The organism is Streptomyces sp. NPDC005494 (assembly GCF_042872025.1).
Taxonomy (GTDB): domain Bacteria; phylum Actinomycetota; class Actinomycetes; order Streptomycetales; family Streptomycetaceae; genus Streptomyces.
The window spans coordinates 1,137,583-1,156,554 of sequence record NZ_JBIAJR010000001.1 but is presented as its reverse complement, the minus strand read 5'-3'; the positions used below and the strand labels follow the sequence as shown (position 1 = coordinate 1,156,554).

At 71.3% G+C, this 18,972-nt stretch carries 15 protein-coding genes; 8 read left to right on the top strand and 7 right to left on the bottom strand.

Annotation, left to right across the window (positions count from 1 at the left end; translation table 11 throughout):
* Positions 1-318: 318 nt before the first annotated feature.
* The 3 genes from ACFYQ6_RS05135 to ACFYQ6_RS05125 all read right to left on the bottom strand — a co-directional run bounded on the left by ACFYQ6_RS05135 (position 319) and on the right by ACFYQ6_RS05125 (position 3,548).
* Complete coding sequence (locus ACFYQ6_RS05135; protein ID WP_388760628.1) at positions 319-759, bottom strand: very short patch repair endonuclease; 441 nt, start codon at positions 757-759, stop codon at positions 319-321.
* Between the two features lie 253 nt (positions 760-1,012).
* A complete protein-coding gene (locus tag ACFYQ6_RS05130; RefSeq protein WP_388760625.1) occupies positions 1,013-2,860 on the bottom strand; it encodes a protein kinase in 1,848 nt (615 codons plus the stop codon).
* A gap of 121 nt (positions 2,861-2,981) precedes the next feature.
* Positions 2,982-3,548 carry an SMI1/KNR4 family protein gene (locus ACFYQ6_RS05125; protein ID WP_388760622.1) on the bottom strand — a complete coding sequence of 189 codons (567 nt, stop codon included), beginning with the start codon at positions 3,546-3,548 and terminating at the stop codon, positions 2,982-2,984.
* A gap of 326 nt (positions 3,549-3,874) precedes the next feature.
* Between ACFYQ6_RS05125 and ACFYQ6_RS05120 the strand changes: the two genes are divergently transcribed.
* A complete protein-coding gene (locus tag ACFYQ6_RS05120) occupies positions 3,875-6,253 on the top strand; it encodes a SpoIIE family protein phosphatase (protein WP_388760619.1) in 2,379 nt (792 codons plus the stop codon).
* A gap of 16 nt (positions 6,254-6,269) precedes the next feature.
* Here the strand turns inward: ACFYQ6_RS05120 and ACFYQ6_RS05115 are convergent, their stop codons facing one another.
* Together ACFYQ6_RS05115 and ACFYQ6_RS05110 are read right to left on the bottom strand one after the other, a co-directional pair.
* Complete coding sequence (locus ACFYQ6_RS05115; protein WP_356734731.1) at positions 6,270-6,476, bottom strand: DUF4287 domain-containing protein; 207 nt, start codon at positions 6,474-6,476, stop codon at positions 6,270-6,272.
* Between the two features lie 116 nt (positions 6,477-6,592).
* On the bottom strand, positions 6,593-6,799 hold the full coding sequence (locus ACFYQ6_RS05110) for a hypothetical protein (protein ID WP_361571879.1): 207 nt from the start codon (positions 6,797-6,799) through the stop codon (positions 6,593-6,595).
* A gap of 231 nt (positions 6,800-7,030) precedes the next feature.
* On the opposite strand from ACFYQ6_RS05110, the gene ACFYQ6_RS05105 reads away from it, so the two are divergent.
* The 4 genes from ACFYQ6_RS05105 to ACFYQ6_RS05090 all read left to right on the top strand — a co-directional run bounded on the left by ACFYQ6_RS05105 (position 7,031) and on the right by ACFYQ6_RS05090 (position 14,236).
* Positions 7,031-9,091 (top strand): HEAT repeat domain-containing protein, encoded by a 2,061-nt coding sequence (locus ACFYQ6_RS05105; protein ID WP_361571877.1) that lies wholly within the window; start codon positions 7,031-7,033, stop codon positions 9,089-9,091.
* Between the two features lie 308 nt (positions 9,092-9,399).
* On the top strand, positions 9,400-9,900 hold the full coding sequence (locus ACFYQ6_RS05100) for a hypothetical protein (protein WP_388760614.1): 501 nt from the start codon (positions 9,400-9,402) through the stop codon (positions 9,898-9,900).
* A gap of 5 nt (positions 9,901-9,905) precedes the next feature.
* Positions 9,906-12,755, top strand: coding sequence for a substrate-binding domain-containing protein (locus ACFYQ6_RS05095; RefSeq protein WP_388760611.1), 2,850 nt, complete (start codon positions 9,906-9,908; stop codon positions 12,753-12,755).
* Between the two features lie 29 nt (positions 12,756-12,784).
* Positions 12,785-14,236, top strand: a complete 1,452-nt coding sequence (locus ACFYQ6_RS05090) for an extracellular solute-binding protein (RefSeq protein WP_361571868.1) — start codon at positions 12,785-12,787, stop codon at positions 14,234-14,236.
* A 91-nt stretch (positions 14,237-14,327) separates the two neighbouring features.
* Here the strand turns inward: ACFYQ6_RS05090 and ACFYQ6_RS05085 are convergent, their stop codons facing one another.
* Positions 14,328-15,335 carry an SEC-C domain-containing protein gene (locus ACFYQ6_RS05085; RefSeq protein WP_388760606.1) on the bottom strand — a complete coding sequence of 336 codons (1,008 nt, stop codon included), beginning with the start codon at positions 15,333-15,335 and terminating at the stop codon, positions 14,328-14,330.
* A 316-nt stretch (positions 15,336-15,651) separates the two neighbouring features.
* Positions 15,652-17,064: an MFS transporter gene (locus ACFYQ6_RS05080; protein ID WP_388760603.1), complete on the bottom strand. Its 1,413-nt coding sequence runs from the start codon at positions 17,062-17,064 to the stop codon at positions 15,652-15,654.
* Between the two features lie 126 nt (positions 17,065-17,190).
* On the opposite strand from ACFYQ6_RS05080, the gene ACFYQ6_RS05075 reads away from it, so the two are divergent.
* From ACFYQ6_RS05075 to ACFYQ6_RS05065, 3 genes are all read left to right on the top strand, one after another.
* A complete protein-coding gene (locus ACFYQ6_RS05075) occupies positions 17,191-17,721 on the top strand; it encodes a winged helix-turn-helix transcriptional regulator (RefSeq protein WP_388760600.1) in 531 nt (176 codons plus the stop codon).
* A 45-nt stretch (positions 17,722-17,766) separates the two neighbouring features.
* Positions 17,767-18,099 carry a DUF6412 domain-containing protein gene (locus ACFYQ6_RS05070; RefSeq protein WP_356734745.1) on the top strand — a complete coding sequence of 111 codons (333 nt, stop codon included), beginning with the start codon at positions 17,767-17,769 and terminating at the stop codon, positions 18,097-18,099.
* 87 nt (positions 18,100-18,186) lie between these two features.
* Complete coding sequence (locus ACFYQ6_RS05065) at positions 18,187-18,957, top strand: YidC/Oxa1 family membrane protein insertase (protein ID WP_388760597.1); 771 nt, start codon at positions 18,187-18,189, stop codon at positions 18,955-18,957.
* Positions 18,958-18,972 lie beyond the last annotated feature (15 nt).

The window sequence follows — 18,972 nt, the reverse complement described above, 5'->3', positions numbered from 1 at the left end:
TGGCCTCCGCGCGTCGCCTGCCGGGCGTACCCAGGGCGATTCGTAATCAGGTCTGCGCTTTTTCGGCTGACGCTCGCAGCGGAGCGAAACTCTGGTAGCGCTCGCGCTGCCGTGTCGTGCAGAGGGAGGGAGCGCAGCAGGTCCGCAAGCTGCTCGGTGGCTGGCTGGTAAGTGCGTAGTTGACGCCAGTCGTTCTCGACTACTCGTGCGCAGACCAGCAGTAGTTCGTCCCATGTCCATGAAGGGCTCCGCATGCGGGCATCGTACCGATGTTCGTGTCCTCGCTTTTGGCGGCCGGGCTACACGCTGCGAGTGGGCTCATTCCCGCCGTTCAGCTCGGTTCGACCTCGCACGATCCACCGCCTGCGCCACCTGCAAGGCCACTTTCGCCGCCGACTCGTGTTCCCAGAAGCGTAGGACCGTCCACCCGGCAGCATGCAGATGCTCGGTGGTCTCCAGATCCCGCGCCATGTTGCGATCAAGCTTCTGACGCCACCACCCAGCGTTCACCTTCGGTTGCGTGGCGTGTTCGGGGCAGCCGTGCCAGAAGCAGCCGTCCAGAAACACAGCCACCTTGACCCGGGTGAAGGCGATATCGATCGTCCGCCGGGACATGGCCGGCACACGCTCGTTGAGGCGATAGCGGTAGCCGGACGCGTGTAGCAGCTTCCGGACCGCCACTTCGGGTGCGGTATCGCGGCGTGCCTGGCGGCTCATCCGGGCCGAGACGCTTGGGGAGGACGGCTTGGCGATGCTCATCACTGCCAGTTTCCTACGCTCAGCCCTCTTGGGATCAATGACAGCGAAATTGCTCTTGCTCGAATCGACGGCGCGGAACCGCACCGGACTCTTGCGACGCCGCCTCCGGGGGTGTCGGGGCCACTGGAGAGAAGGCGTTAGGCACGCCCCCGGGGTCTACGCCGCGGCATGGCCCCTCTGGAGCGCACAGGTCCCTGAGTGCCCCACCGTGGTCGAACTGACATGCGCCCGCTTTCGCAGGACTGCGTCGGACTCACCGGCGGAACCAGGTACGGATGTCTCCAGCCCCTTGGGGCCTCCGTAACTGCTTCTTGAGCGCGGTACGCAGCGCGAGTGCCGGAGGTGCCTGGCGCGCGTAGTCGTTGCCGGGCCGGTTTCTGAGCGTGCTGAGCAACGTGTCCAGCAATGCCAGGGCGCGTTCGGGCTCTTCGTTCTCCGCGACGCAGTGTGCGTGCTGGATCCGCAGGCGCACGTCGCTCCTCGCCAGCGCTGCTGGTGTGGTCGGCAGCAGCCGTTCGTACAGGGGGAGAGCCGCGCGGTAGTCGCCCAGTTGGTAGGTGTCCAGGGCCAGGCGAAGTGTCGTAGCGACGACGCGGCCGTCGTCGGCGCTCAGCCCTTGGACGAGGTCGGGCAGGAGCGGTTCCAGGAGAGCACGACGACGGCCTGCCTGCTCGTCTGTGCGGGGGCCGGTGGTGCGCACGGCCTGGCCTTGCACGTAGTCGCGGTCCAGGGCATCGGCCAGGTCGAGCCGGGCGGTCAGGGTGATCGGGTCGTGCGGGCCCAGCAACCGTGCGGACCGAGCGATGATCTCCTCGAGTTCGGGGATGTAGGGCCTGCCGTCCACGTTGCCTCGCGCGGCGATGTCTCCCGTCAGGACGGCATGGACATCAATGGTTCGGCGGTGCTCGGTTCCGAGAACACGGATCAGCCGGGGAAGAATGTTCTCCAGCCTGCTCCGGTCGTGGACCGACTGCCAGGAGTGCATCGCCTGTTGATAGCCCGCCTCGACGGTAAGAGGATCGTCCGGACCGAGCTCTTGGATGAGGTCGTGGACCAGCAGTGTCAGCAGACGCACGAACTCCGCCTCGTCGCCGGTCGAATGATGGGCCAGGACCGCGTCGAGTCGCCGGGTGAGTGCCTGTCTTATCGCGTCGCTCTGCCGGGCGGCTGGATCGCTCTTCCGGCCCGTCGCGGCTTCCTGTGCCGTGGGAGTGTATGCGGAGTACGGGGCGTGGGGGCCGGGCTCTGAGCGGTGCGCGGTGGGGTGTCGGGCATGAGCGATGATCTCCGCCAGGCGGGCGAAGACCTGCTCGGCGGTCGCAGGACGTTCTGCGGGGTCCTTCGCCAGCAGATCCAGCACCAACCGGTCGGCGGCATCCGGCAGACCCGGGTGCAGTGAACCGGGGCGGGGAGGTGCGGCCGCGACATGCTGGGCGAGCAGTTCGTGTGCTTCCCTCCCGGTGAAGGGGAGCTGCCCCGTCAACAGCTCCATCAGGACACAGCCCAGGGCGTACAGATCGGCTCGTCCGTCGACTGGTGCGCTGCTGTTCCAGCGCTCCGGTGCCATGTAGGGAGCGGACCCGATGATCTGCCCCTCAGCGGTGATGGCTGTGTGTGCCTGATGTTTGGCGATACCGAAGTCGAGGACCTTGGCCGTTCCCGTCCCGGGGCCTGTAATGATCACGTTGGAGGGCTTCACGTCCCGGTGCACCACGCCGTTGCTGTGGGCAGCTCCCAGCGCCTTGCACATGTCCTGGGCCCAGGCCAAGGAGGACGAGACCGGCGGAACGCCGCGGCCGAGGATACTGGCGAGTGTCTCGCCCGGGACCAGTTCCATCACCAAATAGATGAGTTCCCGGCCCGCGTGCCGGGTTTCGCCGTAGTCGTACAAAGCTGCGATGTTCGGATGCATGAGATTGCCCGCGAGCTCGGCTTCCAGAGCGAAACGCCGTGCCTCGTCGGCCGACTGCGGATAGCCGATCTTGACCGCTACCTGTCGTCTGACCCTGTTGTCGAAGGCCCGCCAGACCTGGCCGAACCCTCCACGTCCCAGCAGCTCGGCGAGTGCGTAACGCTGCTCGAGCACATCGTGTGGCTGCATCCGTCCCCCGTGTACGTCTGGCTCGTCACTGCCGACCACGGAGCAGTATGGCGCGGCAGGCAGTGCCACAGGGGCGGATCCGGGCCGGTGGTCACCGCCGCAGCTACTTCCCCACCCCGACTCACCGACACATCGCCCAGATGTCCTCCGCGAACGTGGGGAACTCCGCCCGGGCCTCCAGCACGATCTGCCTCGCCGTCCGGCGCGGTGTCGTCGCATGGCGTTCTGCGAGGCGGGTCAGGGCTTCGTCGGGGGCGGAGGTGAGTTCTTCGTCCTCCCAGGTGACCTCCAGCGGGCCGAAGCCGTCCGCCAGGACCCACAGGAAGTCGGAGAGGTTCCCCGCCACCATGCCGCACTCGCCCTCGGAGCCGAGGAAGACAACCGGCTGGTCGGCGAGGGGCCGGCCCGGGCGGGTGCGCCAGATCATGGCCTGGCCGCCTGTGCCGTCCTGGCCGAAGATGAGGTAAGTGTCCCCGTCGATGTCCTTGCCTCCCGTCCAGCTGCGGAACGACTCGACGGTTGCCTCGCGGGAGATGAACTCCGTGTACGGCTCGAAGTCGATGCGGTAGTCCCCTTCGTCGGCGGCCTCGCCCGTGGTGTCGTGCCCGTAGTAGAAGTCCACCTGGGCCACCGCGGCCAGGGCGGCGGGGAAACTGCGGTCGGTCGCGTGTGCGGTGTCGTCGAGCATGGGGCGCAGGCTATGCGGCTGCACTGACATCCATCAGGCCCCCCACGGCGCCACCGATGCCAGGCCCCCACCGATGCCAGGCCCCACCCATGCCAGCCCCCACCCATGCCACCCCCCACCCATGCCAGGCCCCACCCATGCCAGGCCCCCACCCATGCCGGCCCTCACCGATGTCACGCCCCCACCAGTACAGGGCCCCCGCCGGCGGGGGCCCAGTAGCGCTCCGGTCGCGGGGGGCGGGTCCGGGGCCGATGCTGGTCCGGTACGTGTCGTCGTGCGCGGAGGCCCGGTCGCGGGTCCCGTGAGGGGGCGAAGGAGCTGGATTCATGGCTGATGCGCCCCTGATGGTCGTGGACGGTGCCGGAGTCGTCACCGGGTGGAGCCGTGCGGCCGAACAGCGCTTCGGGCCCGCGACCGCCGATGCGCTGGGACTGCACGTCATGGACGTACTGGCGCGGGAGAGCGAGCGGGGTGACGGGGGGCCGTCCGAAGGGCTCCGGCTGGCGCCGCTCGCGGGCGAGGGGTGGGGCGTCTGGGCAGACGACCAGGGCGGGGACGCCCTCGGGGCGGCGCTGCTCGACGTGATGTTCACGCAGGCGCACATACGCGTCCACGTGCTCGATCCGGAGCTCCGCCTCCTGCGGATCAGCGACCCGTCCGCCGACCCCGACACGGACGAGACCGCCCGGCTGCGAGGGCGGCCGTTCCGCGAGGTGTGTGCCTTCGAGGAGCCGGAGCGGATGGAGGCCTACGTGCGGGAGGTTCTGCGCACCGGGGTGCCCGGCGTGGAGCGCCCGTTCCGGGCCGCGCCCGAGGGCGTACCGGGTGGGCAGCGCACCCTCTCCCTGACGGTGTTCCGGCTCCAGGAGGGGCACGGGATCCGCCAGGACAACCACGACAAGGTCCTGGGCGTCTCCGTTTCCGTCGTCGACATCACCGACCGCGTACGGCGGCAGGTCCGGAGCAAGGCTCTCGCCGCCGTGACGGACACCGTGGGCCGCACGCTGGACGTCGAGACCACCTGCCGGGACCTGGCCGAGGCACTGGTGCCCGGTTACGCGGACGTCTGCGCCGTGGAGGTCGTCGACAACGTACTGCGGGGCGAGAACCCTCAGCCGGGGCCGCTCGGCCGTGACGTGCCGCTGCGGCGGGCCGCGTACAGAGGCAGCAGCGAGCCCGCGCACCCCGTCGGGGACGTACGGGCCGTGCCGTCGGGGACCCCCTACCAGCGGGCCCTCACCGACCTGAAGATCCGCGTCGTTCCCGTCGACCACATCACGTGGGCCGATGCCGACCCCGCGCGTGCGCACTCCGTCCGGGAGATCGGTGCCCACTCGCTCCTGCTGGCGCCGCTGACCCTGCGCGGCGCGGTCCTCGGGCTGGTGAGTCTCTACCGCTGCGGCGACTCCGAGCCCTTCACCGAAGTGGACGTCCCCGCAGTGGAGGCGATGGCGTCCAGGACCGCCCTCGGCATCGACAACGCCCGCCGGTACGTCCACGAGTACACGATCGCCAGCGCCCTCCAGCGCCGTCTCCTGCCGCAGCGTCCGGCGGTCCAGCCCGCGGTCGAGACCGACCATCTGCTGCTCCCCGGCGGTGGCGCGGGCTGCTGGTTCGACACGGTCGCCCTCTCCGGGGCCCGGACGGCGCTCGTCATCGGGGAGGTCGCCGAGCGCGGCATCCACGCGGCCACCACCATGGGGCAGCTGCGGACCGTCGTGCAGGCCCTGGCAGCGCTGGACCTGGAACCCGACGAACTGCTCGCGCGGCTGTACGACACCGCGGCGCGGCTCGCGGAGGAACGTGCCCAGTTGCCCGCCAGCGATCCGCTGCACCGGGAGCCACTGACCGCGACCTGCGCGTATGCCGTGTACGACCCGTTCACCGAGTCGTGCACCGTGGCCTCCGCGGGCCACCCCGCGCCCCTCGTCATCGCTGTGGACGGCACCGCGTCGGCGGTCGAGGTGCCCCAGGGGCCGCCCCTGGGGACGACCGGCCGCGAACCCGTGGCCGCAGTCACCTTCCCGGTCCGCGAGGGCAGCCTGGTGGCGCTGCACAGCGCGGCGCTGAGCAGTCACGCCGAGCCGGGATCAGGAGTGCTGCGGCAGGTGCTCTCCCGGACGGACCGGCCGCTGCGGGACCTGTGCGACGCCGTGGCCTACGCCCTGCCCGACTCCGCGGAACTGAGGGGAGGGGCACTCCTCCTGGCCCGGACCCATGCGATGCCCGACGACCGGTACGCCGCCTGGGAGCTCCCCTACGACAAGACGGCGCCGGCGACCGCGCGCCGCCTCACGTCCAAGACACTCGCCGGATGGCACGTCGACGGCGACACCGGTGACGCGACCGAGCTGATCGTCAGCGAGCTGGTCACCAACGCCGTCCGGTACGGCAGTCCGCCGGTGGAGCTCCGCCTCATCCTCGACCGGGGGCTGACCTGCGAGATCCGGGACGGCAGCAGCACTGCCCCGTACATGAAGTACGCCGGAGCGGTCGACGAGGGCGGGCGGGGACTCTTCATCATCTCGCAGCTCGCCTCGCTCTGGGGCACCCGGTACGCCGCCGAGGGCAAGACCGTCTGGTCGGAGCAGGCCATGCCCGAGGCGGAGGAAGAGGACGCCGAGGGTGCGGCGAACCCCGGGGACCGGGCGAACCCCCGGGACCAGGCGAAACCCGAGAACACCGGGGGTTCTGAAAGGCCCTAGCAAGGCCGGATACGCCCTACTCGCCCTCCGCGAGCGTATGGGCGACGAGGGCGTTGGCGTGGCCGTGGCCCAGGCCGTGCTCGGTCTTGAGCCAGGCGACGAGCTCCATGTGGCGGGTGAGGGGCGAGGAGCGGATGAGTTCCTTCCACTCCGCCACCGGGCGGCCGTACTTCTTCTCGATGGAGGGAAAGTAGCTGGCGGGGCCCTTCACAGCTGCGGTCATGTCCGTGTCCTGTCTGTTCGTCGTCGTGGTGGTGAGGTTGTCGGTGTTGATGACTGCCGGAGGGCGACGAAGTAATCGGTGCGTAGGTGAAGAGCTCTGTACACCGTGAGGATGCTTCACTCCGTGTTGTCCTGCCCGCGTGTGGGTCGATTCTCCGCGCGACGGCGCAGGCGCTGTCGAAGCTGTGTGGCCAGGCCGATGACGACGGCGGCGGTCAGCGCGCCCAGAAATTCAGGGACGGCGGACAGGAACAGTTCGCTCGCCGCGGCCAGAGTCTGTGCGCCGGCCTGCGTGGCGGCGGCATACTGCGACGTACCGTGCATGGTTCAGGATCCCCTCGCTGGGCCCGAACTCCTTCAAGTTCGAGCGGGTGCAGGGAGGATCAGCGGCCACGTGGTGGTCTTCAAGCGTCGCTGGGACAGGCTGGGACCGGCTGGGACGGAAACCGGTGCGGTACAGGTCAGTACGAGCACGGACCACGCAGGTGCAGAGGCTTGCGGGACCTGGTGGGCCATTCCGGGACCGGATCCCAGGACAGAAGTGAGGTGGGCGGCATGTACGACAGGAAGGGGGCCGGCGTCGATCCCCGCCAGGACTTCGCCACCTTCTTGCGGGACCAAGTCCGGCAGGCAGGGCTGACGACGCGAGACATCGCGGCCGCGTTTCAGCGAGCTGCCCAGGCGGAGCAGGCTTCGGGTAAGAATCCGGAGCATCCCATCAGTGCGATGAGATGCTCCAAGTCGACCATCGATCGACTACTGAAAGGTCAGGCCCTCCCCACTCCACCTGTACCGTTCACCAGTTGTTTCCTGGCGATCACCAGTCGAGCTGCCCGGCTGAGTGCCGAAGAACATCAGCAACGCTGGAACATGGCGCGGACCCTTTTGAAAGCTATTGCGGAGCGCCCGGCGGAGCCCCGGTCGGCGACCCCGACTCACCCACCGGAAGCTTCCGTCGCACAGGTCGAGACTGTCGCAAGGTTACGCCTCGAAGTGGACCTGCAGAGCGCCCGCAACACAGAGTTCCAGTTGCGCTGCGCCCTTCGTGACGCACAGTTCCTCGTCACGACCATGTGGCAGATCACCAGTACGCTACGAGAAGCCATTTCCAGGCACGATGTCAGTGCTTCCCTCGCTCATCGTGCGCCTGACGACGCGGAGCAGCTCAACCGCCTGCAGGAGGAATCCCGCCTGGCGATCTTTCACAAACAGACCGCGGAACAGGAAGCTGAGCTGGCGGCTGCTCGTGTCGCCAGGCTGGAGGTGCTCTGGGAACAGGCGCGCAGCAACGTATGCCGCCTGATGCTCAATCCGAACATCGCGCAATCCGCTGCCGCCGGTCCGCCGGAGTCCGCCACATCTGTTTCGGCCCCCCTCCTCCCGAGCGACCTTCTCGAACAAGGTGCCTTGGACGACATCGCCGGCGCGCTGCGGACCGCGCAGGCAATCAACCGGCGCGACGACGCACTCACCGCCATTTTGAACTCGGCAGGCGCGCTCGAACCCGGTGACGCGCTCGCCGTTCTGCTCGCTGCGACCAAATTGCCGGACGCCGAGCCCCGGATCAGCGCGTTGGCCAGCCTTCTGAGCAATTGGCCGGAGCAACCCAGCACCCACGAAGCGTTGCTCCGCCTCACCTGGGACACCGATGCCGAGGTCCGAGCTGCCGCAGCCAAGGGGCTGGTCGAAATATGGCGCCGGGACGAAACGATCCGCGATGAACTCGTCCGCCTGACGCGCGACGAGCACGCTGCGGTTCGGGCGGCCGCGGTGGAGGGAATCGCCGCCGCTTGGCAAGGTGACGAAAGTGGTTTCGCCGCCATCCTCCAGGTGGCCGGCGACGAACAGGACGCGCTGGTTCGAACAGCGATCACGGAAGGATTGGCGGCGGGCTGGCCTGGGGACGTTCGCGCGCGCGACGTCGTCCTGAGATGGGTGGACGCTGATCAGCCGGACGTTGCGGCGACCGTCGCAGCGGCGATTGCCAGGAGTCTCGGCCTGGGTTGGGCCGGCGACGCGCGGGCCCGCGCCGGACTGCTGAACCTCGCTGCATCGAGGATTCCTGAGGTGACGATCCCTGCCCTTGCCAGTCTCGCGCGAGGGTGGGCAGGCGACGAGAAGGCTTTCGCCGCGTTCTTCATGCTCAGCGCGGATTTCTATGAACCAGTGGCCGTCGCAGCAGTCGAAGGACTGGCGACGGGGTGGGCCGGCGATCCGAAGGCGCGCGGTGCCGTGCTCCGCGCGGCTCGCCGACCAGAGATCCCCGTACGAGGGACGGCAGCGCGCAGTCTTGCGGCGGGATGGCCGGGCGACCGCACTGCTCGCGACGCACTTGCCCTGCTCGCCAACGACAAAACGTCATACGTGCGCGTTCTGGTCGTGCAGAGCCTCGCGGCAGGCTGGGCGGACGACACCGCAGCACGCGACATCGTGCTGCGGTTGGTCGCACCAGCCGACGGAAGCGTTCAGGTCACCGTGGGCGCCGTCGAGAGTCTTGCCCAGGGGTGGAACGGAGATGCGGAGGCACATGCAGTCTTGTCCACCCTCGTCCACAGCCGGATCGACAGCGTCCGAGCAGCCGCAAAGTCAGCACTGGCACGGTGGACGCGATCGTGAAAGCGACCTCTACGCACATCGTGAGGTCGTCGGCCACGGATCACGGGAAGGGCGGGAGGGTCGCTCACGCGGTCGTCGGCAGGTGCCTTTCGCGGAGACGGTCCGGCCTGTTGCCGGAAGTCGGTCCCGACCAGCACGAGCATCCCGCCCGGCGGTCGTGTGACCGGTAACTTCGCGACCCGGAGTGTTCAATGAATTCACATGTCCCGCGACAAAGGGGTGCCCCGTGTCAAGTGCCGTGAAATAATCCTGTGTTCAGCGGGGCGTCCCGATCGGGGCGACGGCAACGGGGCCGATGGGGGCAGGGCATGGCGGACGCGGCGGGGACTGGCGCGCTCGAACCGGAGCGGCAGAGCATCGAGTTACGGATCGTCCTCAGCGGGACGCACACGCGGCGCGACGACCTCGAAGCCCTGCGCACCTGGCTGCAGAACGCTCCCGTCCTGGAGGACGCCCTGGAGCGGGGCGAAGTCGGCCTGGAACGCAAGGACTCGCTCACCCAGAGCGACGCCATGGCCGGGGAGCTGATCCAGGACATCATCCTCGTCGTCTCCGTCGAGCTGGCCCGCACCGTGGCCGAGAACGCCTGGCGCTCGGTGGAGACCTGGATCCGCAACCGGCGCCGCTTCGCCGATCCGGAGGAGACGCCGCGCGTCACCCTCGACGGACCGGCCGCCGGGCCGGGCTCCGGCCTGAGCCGTGACACCGACCGCGACACCGGCGGCGAGAACCCCCAGGGCCCGGACACGGGGCCCGGACCCGGCGGAGGCAACCGGACGCGCGGTGGCGACGAGCCCGGACAGGACTAGCGGCCGTGCCGCCGTACAACGCGCGCGGCCGGGAGAACGGAGCCAAGCGGCACAGAGCCGTGCTCATCGGCGTCGAGCGCTACACGGGGACCCGTAACGACCTCCCGGCCGTCGCGACCAACCTCCGCCTCATGCGCGAGGCCCTGACCGCCGAACGCACCGGGGTGCTCGGCCCGGAGGACCTCGTCGTCATTCCGGACGGCCCCGTGACCGAGGGTCGCGTGGGCGAGGGCCCCGCGACCGACGGCCCCGTGACCGACGGCGAGAGGTCCCCGGAGGCCGTCGCCCGGGGGAGCGGTGGGCGACGCGTCGGCCCGCTCCAGGTGCGCGCCGCGCTGAGCGCCGCCAGGGACGAGGTGACCGGGCTGCTCGTCGTCTACTTCGCGGGCCACGGCATCGTGCGTCCCGACGGCAGCGACCTCAACCTGATGTTCACCGACTCGCGGGTCACCAGGGACCGGCGTCATCCCTTCGTCGACACCCTGTCCTGGCGGGACGACGTCATGCCGGAGCTGCGCAACGCCGGCGCCGACTGGGTCGTCGTCATCCTCGACTGCTGCTTCGCCGGGAACGCCCTGGGAGCCTTCAGCCCCGCCGCCGGGCAGAACTTCGCCCTGCTCACCGCGGCGGAGCCAGGGGTGGAGATCCCGCCCGGCGACCCCCGTACCGGTACGGAGTTCACGGCCGCCCTGCACCGGCTGCTGACCACGAGCGAGGGCGAACCCGTCACCTTCACCCGGCTCGTCGCCGGCATACGCGACGAGATGGCGGCGCTGAAAGCCATCGACGGCCACCCCTGGATTCCGGACGAACTGCGCCACGGCGACGACGTGGTGCTCGCGCTCGCCACGGACGCGGAGCCGCGTCCCCCGGCACCGCCGGTCACGCCCCCGCCGGAGCCCCCGGGACCGCGACTCCCGCAAGGGCTCTCGAAGGGGCCCGCGAACCGGCCCCTGGAGCGACGGCCGAGGGGGTGGACGAGGCCGGTGCTCCCCGCCTTCGCCCGCCGCCTGCTGCCCGCTCCCGGCCGCTTCGTGAACCGTGTGACCGTCCTCGTCCTGGCGGGTGTCCTCGTGCTGGCGGGCGGAGGGCTGTGGCACTTCCTGCGCTCCACGGACGACGTCGCCTGCGCCTCGCCCCTGCAACTGCGCGTGCTCACCGACCCCGATCTGCGGCCCACCGTCCAGAAGGCGGCCGACGCCTATCCGAAGCGGGACAGCGACGGATGCCGGACGGTCGGCATCGACGTGTACGACGCCAAGGCGGCCGACGCCGTGGCGGCCTTCCGCTCCTCCTCGCTCTGGCAGGAGCCCGAAGCCTGCCCCGTCTCCGGCGACTGCCCGCAGCCCCAGCGGGACGTCGGCGCGCAGCCCGACATCTGGATACCGGCCGCCGGGACAGCCTGGCAGCGGGCGACGGCCGAGGGGCCGAGCGACGGCGGCACGGGTGCGGCCGGTGCGGGGACGGCGGACACCGCGGCGGACGCGGGGAAGAGCGTCGTGGACCTCGACCGGCTGGGCTCCGTCGCTTACACGCCGATGGTCCTCGGCGTGCCCGACACCATGAGCCTGGCGCAGTCCCTGCAGACGGACGATCCGCTCGGCGCGATCATCTCCGGTCTGGAGGCCGCCCAGCCGGGCGCGGTCGAGATCCTGCGCCCCGACCCCGAGGCCACGGAGGGCGCCCTGCTCGCCACCGACGCCCTCTACGCCGCCTCCGGTGCCCAGCCGGCGTCGACGCTCGAACGGGGCATGGCACAGGCGATGCGTCCCATGCCCTCGACCGCGAGGGAACTGATGTGCGCCCTGGCCGACGGCACCCGCAACACGCTGGAGGACCGGGCCGCGGTCCTCGTACCGGAGCAGACACTGGCGCAGTTCAACCTGGCGGCGGGCCGGCCCGGGCGGCCCGCCTGCGCGACGGAGGCCCTGGCGCACCGCGTCGCGCACTACCCCTCCGACGTACCGATGCTCGACCTGCCCTTCGTCCGCGTCACGTGGGACGGGGCCGAGCGTGACGCCGAGGCCCGCGAGGCGGCCGTCCGCGGCTTCTACGACTGGCTCGCCACGGACCCGGACGCGCAGAGGTGCTTCACCGACGACGGTTTCCGGGGCGTCGGCAAGGGCGGCCCCGTCGACCCCGGCGACGACTCGGTCCTGGGGTCCGAGGACAACACGTCGGCCGTTCGCGAACAGGTCCCGGCGACCGGAGCGGGCACGGACGTGACCGCGTCACTGAGCGACACCCTGAAGGACTACCGGGAGGCGCTCGGCCCCGGAAAGGTGCTGTATCTCCTGGACAACTCGACCTCGATGGCGGCCGAGCGGCTCTGGGAGGGCCCGGGACGCGCCAAGGACCTCGTGGCACGCTCGATGAGTTCGCTGGGCGCCGGGGACGCGTACGGCGTATGGCTGATGGCCGTCCCCAAGGGCGAGGCGGCCACGGACGCCGTGCTCTTCGGCCCGCACACCCGGGCCACCGCGCAGAGGTCCGTCGCCGGTGCCGAGGCCGTCGCCCACGACGCCCGCGTGGCGAAGAGCCTGAAGGAGGCGCTGGGCACCCTGCGGAGCGGGCGCGACGAGGAGGAACAACCGCGGCTCCTCGTGGTGGTCACCGACGGCGAGGACTTCGAGGACGTCGGTGAGGCCCAGCAGACCGAGCTGGTCGCGGAGGCACGGGGGGAGCCGCTCGTGCGGATCGTGACCGTCTCGCTGCGGAACGGCGCCTGCGCGCAGGGCCGGTTCGGTGACCGGCTCGCCACGGCGAGCGGCGGGCGCTGCCTCGACCCGGCCGACGACATCGCGGCCGAACTGGCGGCTGAGGTCGCCAAGACCGGTACGGGGGACGCGGAATGACCGGGTCGGACCGGTACGGGGGACGCGGAATGACCGGGTCGGACCGGCGGGGCCGCCGCCGGGCGAGAGCGGCCGTCGCCCTCGGCTGCCTGCTCGCGCTCGCCTCCGCCGCCTGTACGGGGCCTGACGGCACGCCGGCGCCGGCCGACGGGGACCCGGCGGCCGAGGGGCCCATCGTCGTGGCCAGCGGGCTCGACGTCACCGGCTCGGGCAGCGTGCGCCAGCAGCTCGTCGAGGAGTGGAACAGGCAGCACGCCGGCTCCCCGGCCAAGCAGGCCAAGCTCGTCGAACTGCCGGGAGGCGCCGACCAGCAGCGCAGCCAGCTCCTCGGCGCCCTCCAGTCGGGCAGCGCCCGCTACGACGTGGTGAACCTCGACATCACCTGGATACCCGAGTTCGCCGAGGCCGGGCTGATCAGCCCGATGCCCGTCGACAGCACCGGCACCGGACCGGCCTCCGAGGACGACCTCGACTTCATCCGGGAGGTCCACGCCACCACCGTCTGGAAGGGCCGCTCCTACGCCCGGCCGTTCAACACCGACGTGGGGCTGCTCTACTACCGGCCCGACCTCATGGCGAAGGCCGACATGAAGGCGGACAAGCAGCCCACCGCCAAGTGGACCTGGGAGCAGCTCTACTCCTCCGTCAGGACCCTCGGACTGAACCCGGCCGGCCCCGGCGACCGGGCCGGCTGGACCACCCAGCTGAAGGATTACGAAGGGCTGACCGTCAACACCGTCGAGGCGTTCGCGAGCGTGGGAGTCGAGCTCACCGACGGTGAGGGGCACTACGTCTCCGACGCCACCCGGTTGAAGGCGGGGCTCGACGAGCTCCTCGACCGCGTCGACAAGGGGCGCGTGCAGCCCGCCGCGGCCACCTCCGACGAGACGGCCTCCCTGACCGACTTCGCCGAGGGGCGCGCCGCCTTCCTGCGCCACTGGCCGTACGTCTACAAGGCGCTGGGCCACCTGATGAAACCGGACCAGTACTCCGTGAACCGGCTGCCGGGCAGGTCCGTGCTCGGCGGGCAGAACCTCGCCGTCACCGCGGACTCGCCCCGCGCCGCGGACGCCCGCGAGCTCATCACCTTCCTGACGTCGAGGAGGAGCGAGAGCTGTCTCTTCGACGCGGGCTTCGCCGCTACCCGCGCCTCGTCGTACGGAAGCGCCCCGGCGCCCTGCTGGCCCGACGTCGCTGCCGCGCTCCGCCCGGGCGGTGACGCGCCGAAGGCGGCGGGCACTGGCGCCCGGGGGGAGGGCGCGCCGGAGGAACAGGGTGAGGACGAGCGCAAGGCGTACGTCCGGACGCTCCGCGCGGTGCTGGACGACGCCGTGCAGCGCCCGCGCACCCCGTACTACGGCGCGTTCACCCAGCTGTTGCAGTCCCGGGTGTACGAGCTGCTGGCCGAGGGGAGACCCGACACCGCCAAGGCCGCCGCCCGGCTCGACGACGAGCTGCGGGACGTGTTCGCGGGGCGGTGACCGGCTGCCGGGTCGCGCGCCGCGTTCACGGCCCGGTGCGCCGGCCCGGCCTGCGGGACGGGCCCGCCGGCCGGTGCACCGCCCCGCCGTGTCAGGCGGCGCCGTGGCACTCCCGGTACGAGCGCTCCGAGCCGCACCAGCACGCCGCGCTGCGGGCCGGGGGCCACGGGACGGCGCGTCCACGGGCCGCCAGGGTCGTCGCGTACTGCGGGAGGAGATCGGGGTCGGACGGGGACGCGGCCTCCGACGCGGCGAACGCCTCGTAGGAGGGCACCGTGCCCGTCACGATGCCAAGATTCGGCGTACCGGCGGAGTGCAGGTCCCTCAACGCGGCCTCCAGGCGCGCCAGATGGTCCTGGTGCGAGACGTACTCCTGGGCCAGCTCCGGGTAGGCGGCCAGGAGTTCACGCAGCTCGTCCTCGGGCCAGTGCAGCACCGCCACGGGGAAGGGCCGGGACAACGCCGTCCGGTAGGTGCCCAGTTCGGCGCGGAGCCGGGTGATCTCGGCCTGGAGCTCGCCCGGGTCCGATGAGCCGAGCGACCACAGGCGCTTCGGGTCGTGCAGCTCGTCGAGGGGGACGGCGGCGGTGTGCAGGGTGTCGGCCAGCTCGTCCCACGGGTCGTGCGCTACGCCCATCAGCCGGCGCACCCGGTGCCGGCCGATGAGCAGCGACTGTGTGGCGTACGGGACTTCCTCGCCAGGGGCGATCAGGAGGGTCAGTGCGGCCGAGAAGAAGTCGTGGGCCGACTCCAGCTCGTCGTGTGCTTCGAGGGTCTCGGCGGCGATCTCCCAGGGAGCCGCTTCGAGCGGCGCCGCGATGCGGAGGCCGTCGATGATCGCGCGGGCCTCGGCCTCGTGGCCGTACTCCCAGAGGTTGGCCGCTTTGAGGGCTTTGACCAGATGCGGGTTCTCGACTGCGGTGTCGGACGAACCGAGCAGTTCGTCGTAGAGGGTGGTGGCGCGAGGGCGCTCACCGGCGAGTTCCAGATGGGCCGCGGCCTGGAGGAACAGCGGTTCGTGATCCTCGGGGTACTGCGCCGCGGTGCGCAGCAGGCGCTCGGCTTCGGTGATGTGGTCAGCAGGCGTGTCGGGGCGCATGGCCACACGGTACTGCGGTACGGGGGCGAGGTGAGAGGGAGTGGGGCCGAGTCCCGGAGGAGCCGCCGGACGGCCGGGTGAGGCGCCTCGCCTGCCTGCGGATATGCGGGGAAAGGCGCCTCCGCGTGCCTGCGGATGTGCCGCAGGCAACGCCTCCGGGTGCGCGCGGGCATGGCGGACGGAACGCCTCCGCGTGCGGGCCTGCCGGCCGGGACGTCTCCGCCTGCGGGCCTGCCGGCCGGGACCCTCCGTGTGCGTGCTGACATGCCGGCCGGGACGCCCCCGCGTGTGTGCGGATGCGCGGAGGGGGGCCGCGTCAGGAGCGTGTTCGGCGGTCCCGCAGGAACAGGACGCCCACCGTGGCGGCCACGGCCATGGCGAGGGACAGCAGGATCGCCCCGTCGGCGCCGGCCGGGGTCGTCGCCACCGCGATCGTCAGGGCGACACCCGCCGAGGAGCCGAGGTAGCGGGCCGTGTTGTTGGCGCCCGATCCCATGGCCGCGCGCTCCGGGGGCACGGACTCCACCGCGAGGCGCGGCAGCGCCGCGTTCAGCAGGCCGCTGCCCGCGCCGGCCACGACGAGGGCGGGGACCAGGCGCGCCCAGACCGAGGTACTCGCACCGCCGGTGCCGGTCAGCGTCCCGAGCATCGGCAGCAGGGCCACCGCGTGGAGCGCGAAACCGGCCGCCAGCTGATGGCGCGCGGCCACCCGGCCCGCCAGCCGCCTCGACTGCAGTGCGACGACGAACGAGGTGCCGGACCAGAGCAGGAACAGCCAGGCCGAGTCGAGTGCCGAGAGCGCGAGGGAGTGCTGGAGCAGGGTCGGCAGATAGCTGAAGAGGCCGATCACGGAGAGCCCGGTGAAGAGGCCGCCCGCCGACGCCGCCAGGAAGGCGCGGCTGCGCAGCAGCGACAGGGCGATCACCGGGGCGGCGGCCCGGCGCTCCACCGCGGTGAACACGGCGGTCAGGGCGAGCGCGGCGAGCAGCAGCAGTCCCACAGGGGCGCGCAGCCAGCCGTCCCGGCCGAGGGTGAGGGCCGTGAGCAGTGCGGTCATCGCCAGCCCGAGCACGGCGGCGCCCGCCAGGTCCGGGCGCCCGGGGCGGGGTGCCCGGGACTCGCGGAGCGTACGGAAGGCGAAGGCGGCCGTGACGAACGCGCCGAGGCCCAGTGCGAGATAGGTCAGACGCCAGTCGAGGGTCCCGAGCGAACTCGCCAGGAGCGGGCCGAGGGCGATCCCGGCGCTCACGAACGCTCCCCACACCCCCATCGCCCTGATCCGTGCGTGACCCACCGGATACGCGTCGACCAGCAGGCCCAGGCTGGTGGCCAGGATCGCGGCACTGGCGGCACCCTGGCCCGCGCGGGCCAGGGTGAAGCCGAGGGTGCCGGTGGTGAGGGCGGCGAGCGCGGTGGTGACGCCGAGGCCGAGGGTGCCGATGAGGAAGAGCCTGCGGCGCCCGAAGTCGTCGGCGAGGCTTCCCGCGACGAGCAGCAGGACCGCGAGGCCGAGCGGCGCCCCGTTGAGCAGCCAGGCCTGGGCGGCGGGCGGTGTGGCGAAGGCGGCGGAGAGGGCGGGAAGGGCCGTCATGGGCGCGGTGTAGTTCATCAGCGCGACGGTGGTGGCGGCGCTCGTCACGGCGAGGGTCGCGCCGGGCCGGCGGGCGGGGTGGGGGCGGGCGGGCCGCCGCACGGGTGCCGGGCCGGTCTGTACGGACTGCTGGGTCATGACGTCCCTCCGGGAATGGCCCGCCGTGGTGCCCGGGCCCGTTCAAGGTTCGGTGAATGAACCTGACGGCGGTGACGCTACCACGAGTAGGTTCGTTCATCGAACCGTTGGAGTAGGGTGAGGTGCATGGCTCTCGGCAAGGACTACGCGGCACAGCAGTGCTCCATCGCCCGCGCACTCGAAGTGGTCGGTGAGCGCTGGACCCTGCTCGTCGTGCGGGACGCCTTCTACGGCGTGCGCCGCTACAACGACTTCCTCGGCCATCTCGGCATCCCGCGCGCCGTCCTGGCCTCCCGCCTCCAGGCGCTCACGGAAGCCGGGGTCCTGGCCCGGCGCCGCTATCAGGAGTCGCCCCCGCGTGACGAGTACGTCCTGACCGACAGCGGCAAGGCGCTCTGGCCCACCGTGCGCTCCCTCGGCCTCTGGGGCCGCGAGCACATCGAGGGCACCCTCCCCATGCGCCTCTTCGTCCACGCCGGCTGCGGCACGGAACTCGGGGCCTACGGGCAGTGTCCGGCCTGCGGCACCGGCGTACCGCCCGAGGACGTGGAGATGCGGCCGGGCCCCGGACTCGACCCCGACCCCGAGGACCCCGTCAGCCGCGCACTGCTCACCCCGCGCCGGCTCCTTCAGCCGCTGGACGCCGATCGTGTATAACGGCTGAAGGACACCGATCGGGCGAAACGCGAAGGGGGAGGGCCCATGGACGACGCCATGAACCGCGTACGCCGAGCCGTCGCCCGCCTGTTCCGCCCCGCGGCCTTCCTCGTCCTCTTCCTCACCGAGGTCCTGCTCGCCGAAGGCGGCAGCCTCTCCGCCGCCGTCGCGCTCGCCGCCACCGCGGCCGCCGGCTCGGCGCTCCTCGCCTGCTCCGTCATGAGCGCGCGCTGCGCCTGCCCCGTGCCCCGCACGAAGGTGCGCACCGCCATCCGGGACCGGGAGAAGCGCACCGCGTTCCTTCCGCAACGGGACCCCGACGCCCGGGGCCGCACCAGGCCCCGAGCGCCCGGCTCCGCCCTCCTGACGGCCGCGTAGAGGGCACGCTTCTTCCGACCCGCTGCGTGGGTCGTCCTGCCGAGTTCACCACTTCCCGGCACGACGAGACCCCCGGAGGGCTCACCCATGTCCGCATTCATGTCCGCTTTCGCGAGCCTGGTCGGCGCGTTCGCCGACCTGCTCCAGCCGCTCTTCCAGAACGCGTCCACCGCCGCCGCGATCGTCCTGTTCACCGCACTCGTGCGCCTGGCGGTCCACCCCCTCTCGCGGGCGGCGGCGCGCGGGCAGAAGGCCCGCACCAAGCTCCAGCCGCAGATCGCGGAGCTGCGCAAGAAGCACGCCAAGAACCCCGACCGGATGCAGAAGGCGCTCATGGAGCTCCACGCGAAGGAGAAGGTCTCGCCGCTCTCCGGCTGCCTGCCGAGCCTGCTCCAGATGCCCGCGTTCTTCCTGCTCTACCACCTCTTCTCCAGCCGGACGATCGGCGGGGACCCCAACTCGCTGCTGAGTCACGAACTCTTCGGCGCTCCGCTCGGCGAGCGCTGGCACGACGCGCTGGCCGAGGGCGGGCCGTTCGGTGCGCAGGGCCTGGTCTACCTCGCGCTCTTCGCGATCGTCGCCGCCGTCGCCACGTTCAACTACGGCCGCACCAAGCGGCAGATGGCGGCGAACCCGATGACCCCGGCCACCGGCCCCGACGGACAGCCCGTTCCCGGCATGGGGGCGATGACGAAGGTCATGCCGCTGATGTCCTTCCTCACCCTCTTCTCCGTGGCCTTCGTGCCGCTGGCTGCCGCGCTGTACATCGTCACCAGCACCACCTGGACCGCCCTCGAACGCGCCTACCTCTACCGGGACACCCCGGCGGCCGAGTCCGCCCTGGCCCCCGCCGTCTAGCCCTGCCGGGTCCAG

Bases quoted from the DNA above. Each gene is read 5' to 3' on its own strand.
- ACFYQ6_RS05120 (WP_388760619.1), top strand. From the start codon at position 3,875: ATGGCTGATGCGCCCCTGATGGTCGTGGACGGTGCCGGAGTCGTCACC.
- ACFYQ6_RS05065 (WP_388760597.1), top strand. From the start codon at position 18,187: ATGTCCGCATTCATGTCCGCTTTCGCGAGCCTGGTCGGCGCGTTCGCC.
- ACFYQ6_RS05075 (WP_388760600.1), top strand. From the start codon at position 17,191: ATGGCTCTCGGCAAGGACTACGCGGCACAGCAGTGCTCCATCGCCCGC.
- ACFYQ6_RS05100 (WP_388760614.1), top strand. From the start codon at position 9,400: ATGGCGGACGCGGCGGGGACTGGCGCGCTCGAACCGGAGCGGCAGAGC.
- ACFYQ6_RS05115 (WP_356734731.1), bottom strand. From the start codon at position 6,476: ATGACCGCAGCTGTGAAGGGCCCCGCCAGCTACTTTCCCTCCATCGAG.
- ACFYQ6_RS05110 (WP_361571879.1), bottom strand. From the start codon at position 6,799: ATGCACGGTACGTCGCAGTATGCCGCCGCCACGCAGGCCGGCGCACAG.
- ACFYQ6_RS05130 (WP_388760625.1), bottom strand. From the start codon at position 2,860: ATGCAGCCACACGATGTGCTCGAGCAGCGTTACGCACTCGCCGAGCTG.
- ACFYQ6_RS05125 (WP_388760622.1), bottom strand. From the start codon at position 3,548: ATGCTCGACGACACCGCACACGCGACCGACCGCAGTTTCCCCGCCGCC.
- ACFYQ6_RS05090 (WP_361571868.1), top strand. From the start codon at position 12,785: ATGACCGGGTCGGACCGGCGGGGCCGCCGCCGGGCGAGAGCGGCCGTC.
- ACFYQ6_RS05085 (WP_388760606.1), bottom strand. From the start codon at position 15,335: ATGCGCCCCGACACGCCTGCTGACCACATCACCGAAGCCGAGCGCCTG.
- ACFYQ6_RS05080 (WP_388760603.1), bottom strand. From the start codon at position 17,064: ATGACCCAGCAGTCCGTACAGACCGGCCCGGCACCCGTGCGGCGGCCC.
- ACFYQ6_RS05105 (WP_361571877.1), top strand. From the start codon at position 7,031: ATGTACGACAGGAAGGGGGCCGGCGTCGATCCCCGCCAGGACTTCGCC.
- ACFYQ6_RS05070 (WP_356734745.1), top strand. From the start codon at position 17,767: ATGGACGACGCCATGAACCGCGTACGCCGAGCCGTCGCCCGCCTGTTC.
- ACFYQ6_RS05135 (WP_388760628.1), bottom strand. From the start codon at position 759: ATGAGCATCGCCAAGCCGTCCTCCCCAAGCGTCTCGGCCCGGATGAGC.